Source organism: Gluconobacter sp. P5B12 (genome assembly GCF_018812035.1).
GTDB lineage: Bacteria > Pseudomonadota > Alphaproteobacteria > Acetobacterales > Acetobacteraceae > Gluconobacter.
In genome coordinates this window covers 22,018-36,752 of record NZ_JACRVV010000007.1, presented here as the reverse complement: position 1 = coordinate 36,752, position 14,735 = coordinate 22,018, and the positions used below count along the sequence as shown (strand labels likewise).

The window sequence follows — 14,735 nt, the reverse complement described above, 5'->3', positions numbered from 1 at the left end:
CGGCGCTCTTCTGAGTGCCGCCTGATGTCAGGTCTATACGTGGCCGCGTGCTGCCTCAGATCCTAAGGATCTCCAGCCGCCCTCCCATGGCAGCCTGCATGGCCACCAGTTCCTGCGGCACCACGAGGTCCGGTGCTTCTGTCGGCCCATCCTCCGTGACGTCCGGATCGCCAGCGTCTTCTCCGCCCTCGTCCATCACGTCTTCCAGATCCTCCGGATCAGCGCACTCCAGACCGTCTTCATCCTCGTCTTCCAGATCGTCTTTCAGGGCGGCCCATTTCGCGCGGCGGGCCTGCCTGTTTCGAACCTCCTCGGTCCAGACGCCAGTCGCCTGCGCAAAACCTGCGGCCTCCGGGACCCAGTGTCCGTCTCCCACGGCATTCAGTAGGGCAGCGCGCATCTCCTTGCCCGTGTTGAGTGGCGCGAGACCATGCGCCTGAACCGCCTTGGTGATGCCGGGCTTGCTATAAGTCTTCAAGAACGCCTCATCAGCCATGGTCGGCATGTGGGCGTCCGCGTCGAACAGACAGCCCAGCAGTTCCGCTGCCATGCCGGAGCCGGAGTGCATACTGACCTCGCAGTTCATGAAGCCCGCGAGGCTATCCAGCGCGTGCCGACGGATCAGCGCTTCATCACGCACCAGCTCGCCCTCCGGAAACAGCGCTTCCATGGCGGTCTTCACCGCGTTCTCCTGAGGCGAGCTGCTTTCGCAGCCGTAAAGATGGACGTTGTTGGCATTCAGCGCGAGCAACAGCCCGGCCACCAGATCCCACGGATCCGCGTCTTCGCTTTTCGCCGTCAGCGCCTTCTTCAGCGCGAGGGTCCGTACAGAGCCGATCATCTTCAGACCCGTACCGGAGATGTCAGCGCGCTCCTTCTTCGGAGGCGGCGTCTGCTCCACCACGCGCGGTTCGGAGCGGACGGTTTCTTCACCCGTGTAGCGGAACGTCCGCTCTTCGATCTTCAACGTGTTCGGATTGAGCCAGTAACCGACGACATCCGTGTCCTGCTCGCCCATCCATCGCGTGACGAAGTTGTAGCCTTCTGGTCGAAGCGGAGAGCCGTACTCGCCCGTCTCAACAACGAGCGTTCCTTCGGGGCGGTGCTCGGCGATCCAGTCTTCCTGCGCCGCCCGAAACGCCGAGGCATCCGTGACATAGCGATTGTCGTCAGCGCCCTGCCCGAACAGATCTTCGGTCCAGACAACGCCATGTTTTTGCGCCAGCGCATCATCAAACCGTGCATCCCGCGCGTACCACTCGTCCTGCTGCAGGTGCCAGGTGAAGTCGCGCCAGTTCACGGTATCATCCGGATCTTTGGCATTGAGACGATACCCGGCCGGGTCCTCCCCCTCTTCGACGCTCTCGGAGAACATCTCGCCCCAGGCGGCCGCCTGATCTTCCAGCGACGACAGGGCCAGTGTCCGACGCTCCTTCAGGTCCGGGCCACGGCCAATCTCGATGGCGTGCAGGATCGGCGGATGCAGTCTGGCCAGAAGAGACAGGCCCTTGAGATAGGCAGGCGTGATCATCAGCGCCATGCACAGCTGCTGATCCGTATAGCCAAGCTCTTCGCGCATCCGGGTCACGGCACGCCACTGGTCCGGCTCGGTCATGCCCTCGCGGATCATGTTTTCACTGGTTGCCGCAAGATCATCAAGACCGTTATCGACTTTCGTGACATGAACCTGAATTTCCGTCAGACCCGCATAGATCGCCGCTTCCGTCCGTCGGTGGCCCGCGATGATCATCAGGCTGCCGTCCCCCAGCTCACGCACGCGCGGCGGATGGACAAGCCCGACTGCGCGGATATTCAGCGCCAGCTGACGAATGCTCGCCTGACCGGGCTTCGTCTGACGGGGATTGTTCGGGTTCGCGATCAGGGTGTTGGGATCGACAAGGCGCAGTTCGTCCATGATGGGCTCCAGTGATGTCGTAAGGGTGTGGAAAAGGTGTCGTGGGGGGGGAGACGTCAGGCGGTCAGGCTGTGCGCGAGGTGGGAGACCACACGCTCGATGTGCTCAACCTCGAGCTGTCGCGTCTCCAGCGTCAGCGTGGCCGTGCCGTAAGATCCGTCTTCATCGGTGTCGTAATCGGCCTGCACGCGCCGGATAACCGTTTCGACGCAGTGCCAGATCACAAGGTCAAAGGTGTTCGGAAACAGAGGGGCAATCGTCTGGTCAGGTCCAAGCGCTGCAACGGCCTTCTCAAGGGACAGGTCTTCGAACAGTTCCGGGCTGTCGTCCGCTGTCACATGAAGTGTTGTCCACCAGCCTTCTTTGGCCTCGTACTCAACTTTCACAGTCTTCACGCCATGCGTCCGCATCGCGTCAAAGATCAGTGTCAGGTTTGCTCTTAGAGCCACTTCGGCCGTGGGTTGTTCTGCCGGGTCTGACACGCCGCTCTCCTTTTTTCTGTCGTGATGATCTCGGCGCGGGCACGGGGCGTGGCTTCGCGCAAGGCCGCGCGTCAGCGCGCCAGGCCCGAGCCTTGCGCGGAGCCGCGACCTGTGGCGGCTCCCTCTCTCATTTCCGTTTCTCTTCCCGTCGCCTTCTCTCTGTCCTGAGACAGGCACGGCGGTAGCGGCTACTCGTAAAAAGGCAGCGCCTCGTCGATCGACCCATCCCGATCGAAGTGGATGTAATGGCAGTCCTGCTCCCGGGCCTGAGCCATCAGGGCGGCCAGTTCCGGAGACACGTCCTGCGGCACGTCCTCCGCCTCGGTGGGAACATAAATCATCCAGCCATAAGGGCCGCCGAGGCAGCTTCGCCCTGCTGTGCCTCCGCTTCTGAGATAAAGCTCGCACGCATCGCGCTCAGCGACTGGAAGATGCCCGGTACTGAGATCCAGGTGCCGGCAGACGACGCCTGCGGGTGACGGTTTGGCCTTGCTCATGCCTGCCCCTCGGGTCTGACAATGAACGACGTCAGACAACTGCCCCCGGTCCAGCGATCCATGGTCAGCATCATCTCGACGCCCTCAAGAGTCTGGGCAATAGTCCCATTCAGGCGGCCCCGTTGCAGATCCTCTGGGGTAATTACGGGCTGCGCGTTGCGGTCCACGAAATCGGCTTCTGCGCAGGTCGCATCTTTATATGGCCCGTGCCAGTCATTCCCGTTGACGGGATAGCTGTCCACGGTGCGCAGAAGCACCTCACCATTCGGATAGGTGAAAATCTCCACGTTCACACCGCACAGAACCTTGGAAATGATGGCCTTGTCCATCTGGCTCATGCCGCGCACTCCACGAATGGGGTCAGGCCTCTCATGATGGAGTGGCGCTCGTGACACGGTCCATGGACTGTCGCCCGATTATAGACAGGCGCATCGTCCAGATTGGAGTATGCCAGAAAAATGGCTGCATCCTTCGGGTCACGCAGCAGGTTCAGCCAGGACCACACCGGAGTTTCGCCTGTCCTCTCCGGAGACTTAATCGTCGAGAGCTCGTCCACACGTTTCTGGAGCCAAGCCGAAACCGGCCCCTGGCGGAGCGCGAATTTTCCTGTGCAGGTCATGCCCCGATCCAGAAGCGCCTGCGCGCCCACAGCGTCCCGCAACACAGTCCGACACTTGCGGATATAGGTTTCTGCCTGCGTCTCGCTGGCACCGGAGAAGCGCATTCCGCCACCTTCACAGGAGGCGGCATACTGCACGACTTCGCGCATGATCTCCCAGCTCTGTCCCGCGCCAATCAGGGACCAGCTTCTCGCGCGGAGCGACCCGCGGCCCTCATAGACATTATTGTCGCCACCCAACTCCATCAACAGATACTGATCGGCATAAAAGCTGCTATCGGCAACATGAGGGCGCAGGGTTTCTGCGGGAAGTCGCACGGCGGCGAGGTCATAGACGATACGATAGGACATGCTCTCTTCCTTTGATGTCTCTTTCAACCTCTTCGCGGATGCAGGGGCTGCCCGGTGCGGCAAGGCCGCGCGTCAGCGCGCCCGGCCTGAGCCTTGCCGCACCGGGCGGGCCATGCCCGCCCCTTCCCCCTCTCCTTATGCTGCCGCTTCTTCCTCCTCTCCTTCTCCCCCATTGTCGTTGACGCTCAGGCTTTCCATCGCGGCCAGCGCTTCGGCGGCCTCCGCCTCCCGACGCGCTGTATCTTCGGCCAGATCCGCCTCCAGAGACGCCATCTCTTCTTCCTTCTCCTCCAGAAGAGCGGCCTCGCGGAACGGCATCCCGTCGCGGGCACGGTAGCCGGGCAGCTTGCGCTCCGTCTCGGCAAGCAGCCGCTGCGCATCCGCAAGCTCGCTGTCGAAGCGCAGCAGGGTGTTCTCGATGCGGGCGATAAAGCCAAGCGGGGCCGTGTCGTGATCAAAGTCGATCCCGATCATCCGCTCTTCGGCCACGATCGCGATGGTCGCCTCCCATTCGGTCTGGTCCATGAAGGTCGAACTCCAGGTCTCGCACACCAGCTCAAAACCGCCGATCTCGCCAAGTGTCCACCGACCCTTCGTCTCTGCGCGTTTGGCCGTGCGCGCCTGACCCATCAGCCACTTGCCGGCATCCTGACGTTCGGTCATCACATCCGACTTGCGCACAAGCTGGAACGCTTCGCCCCGTGTCGACTGGCGTTTCGCGATATCCGCCCGGATCTTCGGGATAAACGCCTCCGCCGTTCTCTGATCGCGCTCGGCCCGCTCGATCGCACGACGCACGTTGAACTGGTCGTCATAATGGGCGGCCTTGAGGCGACGCAGGCGGGCCAGTTCTGCTTCCAGTCCTGCCTTCTTCATCAGACGCTCGTCACCCGAAGCGAGTGCCTTCGCCATGGCAAACTGGTTCGCACTCTCGCCGATATCCTCCAGACGGCGGATCGACCGGTCTCCCGACATGGCCAGACACAGGAAGCGCTGCTTGCGCTCCAGAAGCTGCCAGTTTGTGGCATCCACCGAACCCTTCAGGGCATAGGCGTAAATCTGGATCACGGGGTTCTGGTTGCCCTGGCGTTCGATCCGTCCCTCACGCTGGATGATATCGGCCACCAGCCAGGGCACATCGAGATGGTGCAGGGCAATCAGACGCTGCTGTGCGTTGACGCCCGTGCCCATTGTCGCACTCGAGCCGATCAGGATGCGTTTGCGCCCTGAATTGAGATCCCGGAACAGCCCCTGCTTGGCCGCACTCTTTTTGTAGTGCTGCATGAACGCGATCTCGTCGCGCGGCACGCCCATCCGCATCAGCTCGTCGCGGATCCACAGATAGGCCGAGAAGCCCCGTTTCTCCAGCGCCGCTTCCGTGCCCAGATCCGAGAAGATCATCTGCACGGCCCCGGGCAGGTCATACGGCTTGCCAGTGTCGGGATCGGTGTAGCGGTTGTCGCGCGTCGCCTTCCAGATGTCGAAGACCCTCGCGATCATGACGTTCAGCTTGTTGCTGGTGTCGTTGTCTTCCGAAGGTCGGACAAAGCGCAGATCAATCGCTGCGTGACGCGCATCGTTGATCACGGACAGGATGATATCCTCACCCTTCTGCGGCTTGCCCTTGCGCTCCTCGATCACCTTGATCCGCGCTTCCAGGTCCTTCTGGTAATCGCGGAAGGCGGGTCCGCTGTCAGCGACGATGATCTGGCGGCTGCCCGTGGCGATTTCAGGCAGCTTTACGTACTGGCGCAGATCGTCCTGCTGCACCACATCCGCGAAATGCCGGTACATGGCCATCAGATCGGCCACGTTCACGAACTCCGCAAACCGCGTCACAGGCTTGTACAGCCCGCTTGGCTGAAGCTCGAGCTCTGTGCGGGTCTCCCCGAAATTGGCGGCCCAGGCGTCGAACTCGTGCAGGCCGCGCTCGATCAGGGCGTCGATCTGCTGGAAGCGCTGCACATTGTACATCTCGCCCAGAGTGTTCGTAATCGGCGAACCCGAGGCCATGACAAGCTCGCGACCGGGATTGAGACGGCTGAGATAGCGGGCCTTGACGTACAGATCCCAGGCCCGCCCGCTGCCATTCGGATCGACCCCCTTGAGGCTGGACTGGTTCGTGCCGAAGCTCAGTTTCCGGAACTGCTGCGCCTCATCCACGAGGATCTGGTCGATACCGATCTCGCCGAGATGCACCAGATCGTCCTTGCGGCTGGCCAGCCCGTCCAGCTTGGCTTTCATTCCCTCCTTCATGCGCTCGATGCGCTTGCGGGAGATGCGGTCGTCGGCGTCGATCTCGCACAGCAGGCTTTCGTAAGACGCGATCTGCGCCTCGATCATCGCCTGCTCAAACGCGGTTTCGACCGGGATGAACTTGAAGGCGTCATGCGTGATGATGATCGCATCCCACTGTCCCGTGGCCGCACGGGCGAGGAAGCGCTGGCGCTTGGCCTTCACGAAGTTCGTCTCATCCGCGACCAGGATTTTCGCGGTCGGATAGAGCATCAGGAACTCGCGGGCCATCTGCGCCAGACAGTGTCCCGGCACCACAACCATGGCCTTCGAGATCAGGCCGAGACGGCGCTGCTCCATGATGGCCGCGCACATCGAGAAGGTCTTTCCCGATCCCACGGCGTGCGCCATGTAGGTGTTGCCCGTGGCGATGATGCGCCAGACCACCCGCTTCTGGTGGGCGCGCAGCTGGATCGTGGTGCTGGCCCCGGGCAACTGCAGATGCGCGCCGTCGAATGCGCGGGGGACGAGGTTGTTGTAGGTGTCGTTATACAGCCGTACCAGACGTTCGGCGCGCTCCGGGTCCTGCCACACCCAGGTCTGGAAGGCCGTCTTGATGGCGGCGAGCTTTTCCTTCGCGGCCTCGGTCTCCTGCGCATTCAGCTGCCGGTGCTCACCGTTCTCATCGCGCCAGGTGTCCCAGATCTGCGGAATGGCCTGATTGAGCGCATCCTCGATCAGCTCTCCTGCGGGACGCCGTTCGGTGCCCCAGACGGACGTCGCCTCCGCCTTGCCCCGGAACGGTCCCTTGTCCAGGGTCCAGGACGCCACCTCCTTCGTATGCCACACCCCGGCTTCGACCCCGATGACCTCGGCAATGAAGCCCTCGATATCGGTGGTCGGGATCCACGGTGCCCCGAGACGGGCCGTAATGTCGCTCGGTCGCAGATCCTCGGGCTGGGCCTCTTCCAGCGCGGCCACGGTCCGGGCAAAGCGGGGATCGGTCTCGGCCGCCTTGCGGGCCTCCGCCAGTTTGGTGCGCACCGCGCCTGACAGCGCCTCGTCGGCTGGCACCCACACATCGCGCCCGGGCTGGCTGCGTCCGGCATCAAGATAGATGGCACTCCCCAGCTCGGCGATGACCTCGTCCTCGGACCGCCCCAGCAGCTCGGCAATGCGCGGGATCTCCACCACACCCGTCTCATGCAGGCAGACCGCAAGCGCGTCATGGGCGCTGTGGACCTCCGGCTCCAGCGTCGCCTGGATCACGCGCTCGGAGAACAGCGGCCCCTGTGTGCCGATCTTCCGGTCCTCGTCGTACTCCTCGATCGAGCTGACCAGCCAGACATCCGGATCGTCGTAGAAGGGCTGGAGGTTCGGACGCCGCTGCGTCGTGCTCTCGTCCCCGGTTTTGGGATCAACACGCGTGCTGGTGATCGTCAGGTTGATCGGGCCGAACTGGCGCACGAACGTCTGGTAGGCGCGCTTGAGGTCCGCCTGGAGCGCACTGTAAGGCAGGTTCTCCACCTGCGCGCGCAGGACCGCACGGGCGGCATCGCGGACGGGGATCAGGCCTTCGATGATGCGCGCGTGCTTCTGGAAGATGCCGTCCTTCTGCTCGCCTTTCTTGACCTTCACCGGCACCGACTGGCCGTCGATGATCTGGTGCAGCGCGCCCTTCTCGATCAGGTAGCTGCCTTCCTTGAGGCTTGCCCCCTCCCCTGCCGTGCCGACATCCGCACGGCGGCTTTCGCGCAGCGCCTCAACATCGAACGTCTGCGGCACCGGGAAGCGTGCCAGTCTGGCCAGACGGGAAAGCGCGCTCGGCAGGGCATCGTCGAGCATCAGCATCGGGTTCGCCGCACAGGTGTATTCCGGCCCGAACTGTCCGCTCGTCCAGCCGTGCCGACCCAGCACCTGCTGACCGTTCTCTACGAAATAGCGGTTGATGCTGAGCGGTCCCTCCCCCTCGTCCGTGTCGCGCAGATCCGCAACGTCCAGCCAGACGCTTTCGCCTGGGCTGTCTCCGATCTCACGACGGCGCAGGACCAGCACGTCCACCACCACGTCGGTCCCGGCATCGTCGCGCATCGCGCCAGCCGGCAAGCGGACCGCCCCGACCAGGTCCGCCGTTTCGAACAGGTGGCGCCGTGCTGTGGCGTCGCGCTTGTCCATTGTCCAGCGTGACGTCACAAACAGACCCATGGCACCGGGACGCAGGCGGGAGACGGAGCGTGCGATGAAGTAGTCATGCAGGGACAGGCCAAGCCGCCCCAGCTCGTCCGTGCCGCGCACCGTGCGGTTGCTGAACGGCGGGTTGCCAATCGTGAGGTCGAACTGCTCGGCAATCTTCGCCGTCGTGAAGTCCTCAGACCGCACCCACTGGTTCGGAAACAGCTTGCGGGCGATGCGGGCCGTGAGCGGGTCGTTCTCGATCGCCGTCCAGGCCGTCTTCGGGGCAAGTTTCTCCGGGATCGCGCCCATGAACAGACCCGTCCCGCAACCCGGCTCCAGCGCACGTCCGCCGCGGAACCCCATCTGCGCGACCAGATCCCAGAGCGCATGCACGATCAGTTCCGGCGTGTAATGGGCGTACTGCGTGGCCCGCGCCAGTCCGGCCCGCTCCTGCTGGCTCGTCAGCGTCTCAAGCTGAACCCCGATCTCTTCCCAGCCCTGACGGAAGGCTTCGCCAGGACGGGGGAACAGACTGTTGGCCAGCTCCCCGGCTCCAAATCCCGTAAACTTCGCCAGCAAAGCCTGTTCGGAGGGCGTTGCATTGCGGCCCTCGGTCTCCAGTTCGGTCAGGAGACGGATGGCGGCGAGATTGTCCCGCGCCCGCGCCTTCCAGCCCTGGGCCAGATCGCGTGTGCCGCACAGGCGAAAATCGATCTTCGGGGCGACAACCGGAGCGGCGGCGGCTTCTTTTGCGAGGGATGCGGCCTCGTCGAGCGCACGGTCTCCCGGCAGGTCGCCCCATAACAGGGTATTGCTGCCGCCCCCAAGGGCTGAGGTATCGAAAAAGCTGAGCTGGGTCTTGCTCATGGGAGGAACTCCGGACAAGCGGCAGCGCCCGGTCTGCGAGGGGGCAGACCGGGGGGCCGGAAAACAAACAGGATGGGTTTGGGAGAAAGGCGCTCGGGCCTTCCGGATCAGGTCACAGCGGACCGAAGCGCAGGGAGATCTGCTCGCGCTCACTGGACGACAGACGCGACAGGGCCTCACGGTGATAGGGGGATCCCTGACGGGCCTGTCGCGCGACCTGCCACCAGGCATTCTGGTCCGAGCAGGTCACGCCGCGCAGCTGGGTGTCGGCGTGCTCGGGGCCGCAGCCTTCGAGAATGGTCCAGCCCTCGCGGTGGGCCTGAACCAGACTGAACTGCTGTGTGGGGGTTGGGCGTGTAAGGGCCATGACGGGCATCGTCTGCTGTCTCCTTTCTGACCCTTTCCGGCGAGCGCGGCGTCGTTCTGGGCCGCAAGGGCGACGCGTCAGCGTCGGGACCGCCCGGCCCGCAGCGCCAGCGAGGACACGGACGGACCCACCCCTTGCGGCACAGGGCGATCCCGTGGTGCCTGCCCATCTTTCCTTCCTTTTCTTTCCTCTTCTTCTTTTACTGTCCGCGTCTTGTGCGACCTGTGCTGTAACGATCGAAGACGGGCGACTATTTCCCAGGCAAACTCAGGAACCTGTTAACCCCTCGTGCAGTACTCTCTGCAGCAACTTGAAATCATGACCTGTGCGCCCCATGTACAAGGCATTTCCAGGACCCTGAGGGACATTTATGACTGACCTGATTGACACCCCGGCACACCCTCATGCCGATCTTCTGCCACTCACCGCCGATATCGTGGCCGCCTATCTGTCGCAGAACGAGCTTTCCGCCGACCATCTGCCCGCGCTGATCCACAGCGTGCACGACGCCCTCGCAGCCCCGACCACGCCGGAGCCTGTCGCGGAAGAAGCCCCGACCCCCGCCGTGAACCCGAAGCGCTCCGTATTTCCGGACTACATCATTTGTCTGGAAGACGGGAAAAAGCTGAAGATGCTCCGCCGTCATCTCAAAACGGCCTACAACATGACCCCGGAGGAGTACCGGGCCCGCTGGGGCCTGCCGCGCGAGTATCCAATGGTGGCGCCCAGCTATTCCGAGAAGCGCTCGTCCCTCGCCCGCGACATTGGCCTGGGCTCTACGACCCGCGCCTCTTCACCGCAGGAGCCCTCCCCTGAGGAAGACACCCTTCCTGCGGTAAAGAAGCTTCCCGAGAAACGTCGCGGCCGTCCGGCCCGCGCCTGAAACTAAACCGGCCCTTCCCCGGTGCCGGAGGCTCCGGCCGGGAGGATCCAGTCCTCTGTCAGAACCGTCTGCAACTGACGGTCTGACAGGCAGGCGGCGACCAGGCTTCCTGATAGACCGTCCCCTCGGACGACAGCTGTTCGAGCCCCTTGTCACGTTTGATCGTGCAGCCGAAATCCTTTTCATATCTGGCCAGTTTCGCAAACCGGTTCGCATCCATCCATTTTAGGGTGGCGAACTGGTCTGCATTGCCGAAGATGCAGAACGCGTAGGATAAGCGCGAAAATCCGGCCTGATAGGGATAGGCTGGCATGACGCGCCAGCGCTCGAGGATGGCCAAGACTTCGGCCTCGGACCAGGCGTGCACGGGCCGGAAGTGATCGACATGTCGACGCCGCCGCGTCCCGTTTCTCGTGTCAGTCCGATGGCGTTCGAAGGCCGCATAGCGGGCCCGTGCGGGACTCTCCTCAGCACGCTCGCCTGTGACCATGAGGGTACGTCGGTTCAGGAACCGCTCCTGTCCCCGCAAGGCGCGATCGGCCACATCAACCTTGAGGCTCGCCGAGCACCAGCGCACGGACAGACTGGCCGAGACCTGGGGAAAGCGCAGGCGTGTACCCTCTGGCCCCTGCCCGCCTGCTGTGATGACCCCGTCAGGGGTTTCGAAGACAACCGGAGCTGTGGGCGCATTGTCCCGCAGCATTTCGTGCTCGAAGCCACCCTCGCGCCAGGAGCGGTAGAGCGGCAGGCTGAAATCCCGCGCCAGGGCTGCGACATACGGGCCTGTGGAGGGCCAGTCCATGAAGGACCGCCCTGCCCCATCCACCTCGTGATGCCAGAGCTCGATACGTTCGGCCCGAGCACCGGCTTCAAGCAGGGCGAGCAGACAGGCCGTGCCGTCCTTGCCTCCCGACACGGCGACAATGATGCGGTCATAAGACGCGAGATCCGGGCTCATGAGGTCCACCGACTGACCGGGGCGCCTGTCCGCACCGAGCGGCACATCAGAGCGTGGGCGATCGGGTGTTCCCGCAATAGCAGCGGCTTTTCATGGCGACCGTCCCAGGTCAGTCCCTCACAACGCGTCAGCAGCCCCATCTGGACGGCGGCTTCGTCGCGACAGGCGCACACACGCTCATTGCCACCCGAGCTGCGGCGGCATGGCTCATTCGCAGGTGCGCCGCAGCCCGTGCAGGCAATCGTCAACGCCGGATCACCATCTTCCCAATGCGTGTTGCAACGGCGGCAGGTTGTGGGCTCCTGCGTGTCGGTCCAGCGCATGGGAGGCCGGCCACGGGGGGTTGGAACATAGGGAAACTGGTAGCGTCGCATGATGCTCGATCCATCTCTGGTTCTTCAAACATCCTTGCGACGGCGTGTCGGGCGACCGGGGTGCAACAGTGCCGCGCAGCGGCAGGATCGGCGTCATCCGGACCCACGCGCAGGCGGCGCAGCCGGCGAGCATGGGGAGGACGGACGGCGACCCACCTGTTGCAGCACGGGCGACCGACAGGCAGCGGTTCTCTCTTCTTCCCACATCTTTCCTCTCCTGTTTCTCATGTGAAGTTTTTTAGTGTTCTGAAATCAGAACACTAAAAAACGCCGCCTTGAAGGGGCGTCTATTTCTTTCACACACTCGTTAGTCAACTTATAGCGTCAACCTGTTTGTGGTGTGTTGACGCTACCACAGTCGGGTGATAGGAATTGTGCATACGGATTAAGGAAGCAGGAAATGGTTGGCGACTTTATGCGCGACGCGCGCGAGCAGCTCCGCATGACCCAGAATGAATTGAAAGAAGCACTGAATGCGAGGCTCGGAAGAGCTTATGACAAGTCACGCGTAAGCCGGTGGGAAAATGGAAGGGAGGCAATCCCTAATGATGTTGGATGTGAGATTGAGGCACTTCTTCAGCAACGTAATGCGAAAGCCAAAATTATTGCGCTTGCTAATCAGAAGGGCGGCGTCGGTAAGACCACCAGCGCACTCAACCTTGCGGCATGCTTTAGAAAATCTGGACATCGGACATTATTAATTGACCTAGACCCGCAAGCGTCAGCGACTGATTGGCTAGTAGGGCAGGAGGGCTTGCAAGCGCACCGGGAAGGCCGCTCGATATATCATTGTTTGTTAAAAGACCGTCCACTCAGCGAATGTATCATACCTGCAACAGACGAAATTGCCGGTGGCACCCGCCCATTCGATCTTGTTTCCAGCCACATTGATCTTTCAGAGGCGGACGGTCGTCGTGAGCCTGGCTTCGAGCAAGCCTTAGCTGAAGGTATTGAAGAGCTGGCGAGCTCTTATGACTTCATAATTATTGACGCACCGCCAAATTTAGGACTGATGACCTATATGGCTCTTGTAGCCGCAGATGTTGTAATTGTTCCTGTCCAGACTGAGCCACCTGATGCAATGGGCGTGGCCCTACTGCTGACCACGATTCAAAAGATACAGCGTCGCCTCAATCCCCGACTTCGGGTCGGCGGAATCCTGCCTACTCGCTATAACAATCGACAAGCGGTCGACCGCGAGGTTCTTCACCACTTAATTCAATACACAGCGGGACGCGCAGCAGTCTTGGAACCCGTACCCGAGAGTAATGTATACGGGAACGCTGCATGGAATGGCGCCATTGCGAGTGACGTGTCGTCTAGGTCCAAAGCAGTTGCACCGTACTTGAGGATCGCCGCTGCAATCGCCACTGGGAAAGAGCCTCCTCTAGCCGAACTCAACCTCGACTGGGCTGAAACTGACAACGAAGGAGCTGATAAGGAATGACTCCAAAGCGAAAAGGACCTTCTCGGCTGATGGCCTCAATGGAGGGGCGGGTAAACGATCTTGGAGGAGCATTCATCGCGAGTAGTAGCGAGATCAATCATTCTTTCGAAGTCCCTCTTGAAAAGATCCAGCCGGATTCCGCGCAGGCAAGAAAGAGATTTGACGAAAATGCTCTCCGTGATCTCGCATCAAGCCTATCGGAACATGGCCAACTTATGCCTGTGCTTGTCAGACCGAACCCTGAAAAGCGAGGGCATTGGATCCTTGTTGCTGGAGAGAGAAGGTGGCGTGCAGCATCCCAAGCAGGTATAAAAACACTATTAGCGATTGAGCGGACGTCGGAACATCAAGTCGCATCGCTAATCGAGAATATTCAGCGCGAAGATTTAAGTTTACTAGAAGAAGCTCGCGGCATTAAGGAGCTGATTGCTCTCAACGGTTGGAGCCAGCGGGAAGCAGCAAAACACCTCAGTAAGAGTGTTTCGGACCTAAACGGAATGCTAGCCGTTCTTAAATTACCCAATAGCTTCGTCGAGAATGTTCTGAATTCAGAACACCCGTTGCCACGTAATCTTCTGATTGAACTTGCCCGTGTGCAAGATAAAGAAAAGCAAAAGCAATTTTTTTCGCTAGCACTAGCCGGCGAGCTTACGATCCAAAAAATTCGGAGTGGCCTTCGATTGGCTGCAGAGATGCAGGAGAAAGAGCCTCATCAGCAAAAGCCTCCGCGTGTAGCGTCGCTTACTAAAGCTTTTGCAAAATGGGAGAACATCTCACCAGGGATGCTGGAAGAGGAAGATCGTGTCGAATTGAGACGGATTGCGCTCTCTATTCTAAAACGTCTTGGAGATGAAGATTAACTCCTAAAGCGATACTCCCGCGACATAGTCACGATGAAAAGGCAGGGGAGAAGGCTTAAGTATTGCCCCTGCCTTTTCATCTACCTCTACGCGAGCTTCCGGATAGGCCGCACAAGCAGCCCTCAGCGCGCGTTTGAAAGGAAATGTAAAGTGCTTCCTTTGCTTAACACCACCTCCGAATTGGTCATATAGTGCTGTCCGAGATATAAAAGTATCCTTAGTAATCCTGCGCATCCGATAAGCAAGCCAGACATATATATCTAGAGCGAGAGAACGCTCTTTAATCTGTTTGATAGCTTCTTCGCGAAGTTTGACATGATGGGCCTCAAAGGCCTTAAAAAAATTCGGGTCGAGAACTACTCTATCGTCAGAAAGGCTATCTAGCTTCTCGTCCGCCTTGGCGACTTGATCTCGAAACATCAAACCAGAAGAGACGATTCCGCCCTGCGCAAATCCGTCGGCACCTTCTTCTGTGGACCAAAAGAACTTCAGGCTACACGCACTGATATGTTTAGACTGGTCTCGAATAGCGTTTGCGGTCTCGCCCCCGAATGAAATGCCCATCTTTTTGAATCAACGTCGTTGGTTTCCACCAAGCCGGATTTCTCGGCTTTTAGTCCTCTAAGCCTCGGACATAAGATAGATAAGAATCATGCGAGCGCGTTCTCCATACGGAACACCAAATTTCTTATGAGGAAGGCTAGT

The 14,735-nt window shown here is 60.9% G+C and carries 14 protein-coding genes; 5 read left to right on the top strand and 9 right to left on the bottom strand.

Features of this window, described 5'->3' with window-relative positions:
• Nucleotides 1-55: 55 nt before the first annotated feature.
• The 6 genes from KP702_RS12130 to KP702_RS12105 form a co-directional block, all read right to left on the bottom strand.
• The gene (locus KP702_RS12130; protein ID WP_215769024.1) at nt 56-1,915 is read right to left on the bottom strand and encodes a ParB N-terminal domain-containing protein; all 1,860 of its coding nucleotides are present in this window, start codon (nt 1,913-1,915) and stop codon (nt 56-58) included.
• A gap of 56 nt (nt 1,916-1,971) precedes the next feature.
• On the bottom strand, nt 1,972-2,397 hold the full coding sequence (locus KP702_RS12125) for a hypothetical protein (protein ID WP_215769023.1): 426 nt from the start codon (nt 2,395-2,397) through the stop codon (nt 1,972-1,974).
• A gap of 188 nt (nt 2,398-2,585) precedes the next feature.
• Nucleotides 2,586-2,894: a hypothetical protein gene (locus KP702_RS12120; protein WP_211506990.1), complete on the bottom strand. Its 309-nt coding sequence runs from the start codon at nt 2,892-2,894 to the stop codon at nt 2,586-2,588.
• Nucleotides 2,891-3,232, bottom strand: a complete 342-nt coding sequence (locus KP702_RS12115; RefSeq protein WP_215769022.1) for a hypothetical protein — start codon at nt 3,230-3,232, stop codon at nt 2,891-2,893. The genes KP702_RS12120 and KP702_RS12115 overlap by 4 nt, the downstream gene beginning before the upstream one ends.
• Nucleotides 3,229-3,864, bottom strand: coding sequence for a hypothetical protein (locus KP702_RS12110; protein ID WP_215769021.1), 636 nt, complete (start codon nt 3,862-3,864; stop codon nt 3,229-3,231). Before KP702_RS12110 ends, KP702_RS12115 begins: the two co-directional genes overlap by 4 nt.
• 135 nt (nt 3,865-3,999) lie before the next feature.
• Entirely contained in the window at nt 4,000-9,141 is a 5,142-nt protein-coding gene (locus tag KP702_RS12105; protein WP_215769020.1) for a DEAD/DEAH box helicase family protein, read from the bottom strand.
• On the opposite strand from KP702_RS12105, the gene KP702_RS12100 reads away from it, so the two are divergent.
• On the top strand, nt 9,140-9,538 hold the full coding sequence (locus KP702_RS12100) for a hypothetical protein (RefSeq protein ID WP_215769019.1): 399 nt from the start codon (nt 9,140-9,142) through the stop codon (nt 9,536-9,538). The genes KP702_RS12105 and KP702_RS12100 overlap by 2 nt on opposite strands.
• A gap of 340 nt (nt 9,539-9,878) precedes the next feature.
• Complete coding sequence (locus KP702_RS12095) at nt 9,879-10,391, top strand: MucR family transcriptional regulator (RefSeq protein WP_215769018.1); 513 nt, start codon at nt 9,879-9,881, stop codon at nt 10,389-10,391.
• Between the two features lie 58 nt (nt 10,392-10,449).
• Here the strand turns inward: KP702_RS12095 and KP702_RS12090 are convergent, their stop codons facing one another.
• The gene (locus KP702_RS12090) at nt 10,450-11,349 is read right to left on the bottom strand and encodes a phosphoadenosine phosphosulfate reductase family protein (RefSeq protein ID WP_252348703.1); all 900 of its coding nucleotides are present in this window, start codon (nt 11,347-11,349) and stop codon (nt 10,450-10,452) included.
• On the bottom strand, nt 11,346-11,723 hold the full coding sequence (locus tag KP702_RS12085) for a hypothetical protein (RefSeq protein WP_215769134.1): 378 nt from the start codon (nt 11,721-11,723) through the stop codon (nt 11,346-11,348). The genes KP702_RS12090 and KP702_RS12085 overlap by 4 nt, the downstream gene beginning before the upstream one ends.
• Between KP702_RS12085 and KP702_RS12080 the strand changes: the two genes are divergently transcribed.
• From KP702_RS12080 to KP702_RS12070, 3 genes are all read left to right on the top strand, one after another.
• A complete protein-coding gene (locus KP702_RS12080; protein WP_215769017.1) occupies nt 11,722-11,955 on the top strand; it encodes a hypothetical protein in 234 nt (77 codons plus the stop codon). The two genes, KP702_RS12085 and KP702_RS12080, sit on opposite strands and share 2 nt — an antisense overlap.
• Nucleotides 11,956-12,123: 168 nt before the next feature.
• Nucleotides 12,124-13,170, top strand: coding sequence for an AAA family ATPase (locus tag KP702_RS12075; RefSeq protein WP_215769016.1), 1,047 nt, complete (start codon nt 12,124-12,126; stop codon nt 13,168-13,170).
• Between the two features lie 29 nt (nt 13,171-13,199).
• A complete protein-coding gene (locus KP702_RS12070) occupies nt 13,200-14,030 on the top strand; it encodes a ParB/RepB/Spo0J family partition protein (RefSeq protein WP_215769015.1) in 831 nt (276 codons plus the stop codon).
• A 3-nt stretch (nt 14,031-14,033) separates the two neighbouring features.
• Here KP702_RS12070 and KP702_RS16245 read toward each other — a convergent pair whose 3' ends face one another.
• Complete coding sequence (locus KP702_RS16245; protein WP_252348702.1) at nt 14,034-14,594, bottom strand: replication protein RepA; 561 nt, start codon at nt 14,592-14,594, stop codon at nt 14,034-14,036.
• Between the last annotated feature and the right edge of the window lie 141 nt (nt 14,595-14,735).

Coding starts and splice junctions, on each gene's coding strand:
- KP702_RS12085 (WP_215769134.1), bottom strand. CDS start 11,723: ATGCGACGCTACCAGTTTCCCTATGTTCCAACCCCCCGTGGCCGGCCT.
- KP702_RS16245 (WP_252348702.1), bottom strand. CDS start 14,594: ATGGGCATTTCATTCGGGGGCGAGACCGCAAACGCTATTCGAGACCAG.
- KP702_RS12090 (WP_252348703.1), bottom strand. CDS start 11,349: ATGAGCCCGGATCTCGCGTCTTATGACCGCATCATTGTCGCCGTGTCG.
- KP702_RS12075 (WP_215769016.1), top strand. CDS start 12,124: ATGGTTGGCGACTTTATGCGCGACGCGCGCGAGCAGCTCCGCATGACC.
- KP702_RS12080 (WP_215769017.1), top strand. CDS start 11,722: ATGATGCTCGATCCATCTCTGGTTCTTCAAACATCCTTGCGACGGCGT.
- KP702_RS12115 (WP_215769022.1), bottom strand. CDS start 3,232: ATGAGCCAGATGGACAAGGCCATCATTTCCAAGGTTCTGTGCGGTGTG.
- KP702_RS12070 (WP_215769015.1), top strand. CDS start 13,200: ATGGCCTCAATGGAGGGGCGGGTAAACGATCTTGGAGGAGCATTCATC.
- KP702_RS12100 (WP_215769019.1), top strand. CDS start 9,140: ATGGGAGGAACTCCGGACAAGCGGCAGCGCCCGGTCTGCGAGGGGGCA.
- KP702_RS12120 (WP_211506990.1), bottom strand. CDS start 2,894: ATGAGCAAGGCCAAACCGTCACCCGCAGGCGTCGTCTGCCGGCACCTG.
- KP702_RS12095 (WP_215769018.1), top strand. CDS start 9,879: ATGACTGACCTGATTGACACCCCGGCACACCCTCATGCCGATCTTCTG.
- KP702_RS12110 (WP_215769021.1), bottom strand. CDS start 3,864: ATGTCCTATCGTATCGTCTATGACCTCGCCGCCGTGCGACTTCCCGCA.
- KP702_RS12130 (WP_215769024.1), bottom strand. CDS start 1,915: ATGGACGAACTGCGCCTTGTCGATCCCAACACCCTGATCGCGAACCCG.
- KP702_RS12105 (WP_215769020.1), bottom strand. CDS start 9,141: ATGAGCAAGACCCAGCTCAGCTTTTTCGATACCTCAGCCCTTGGGGGC.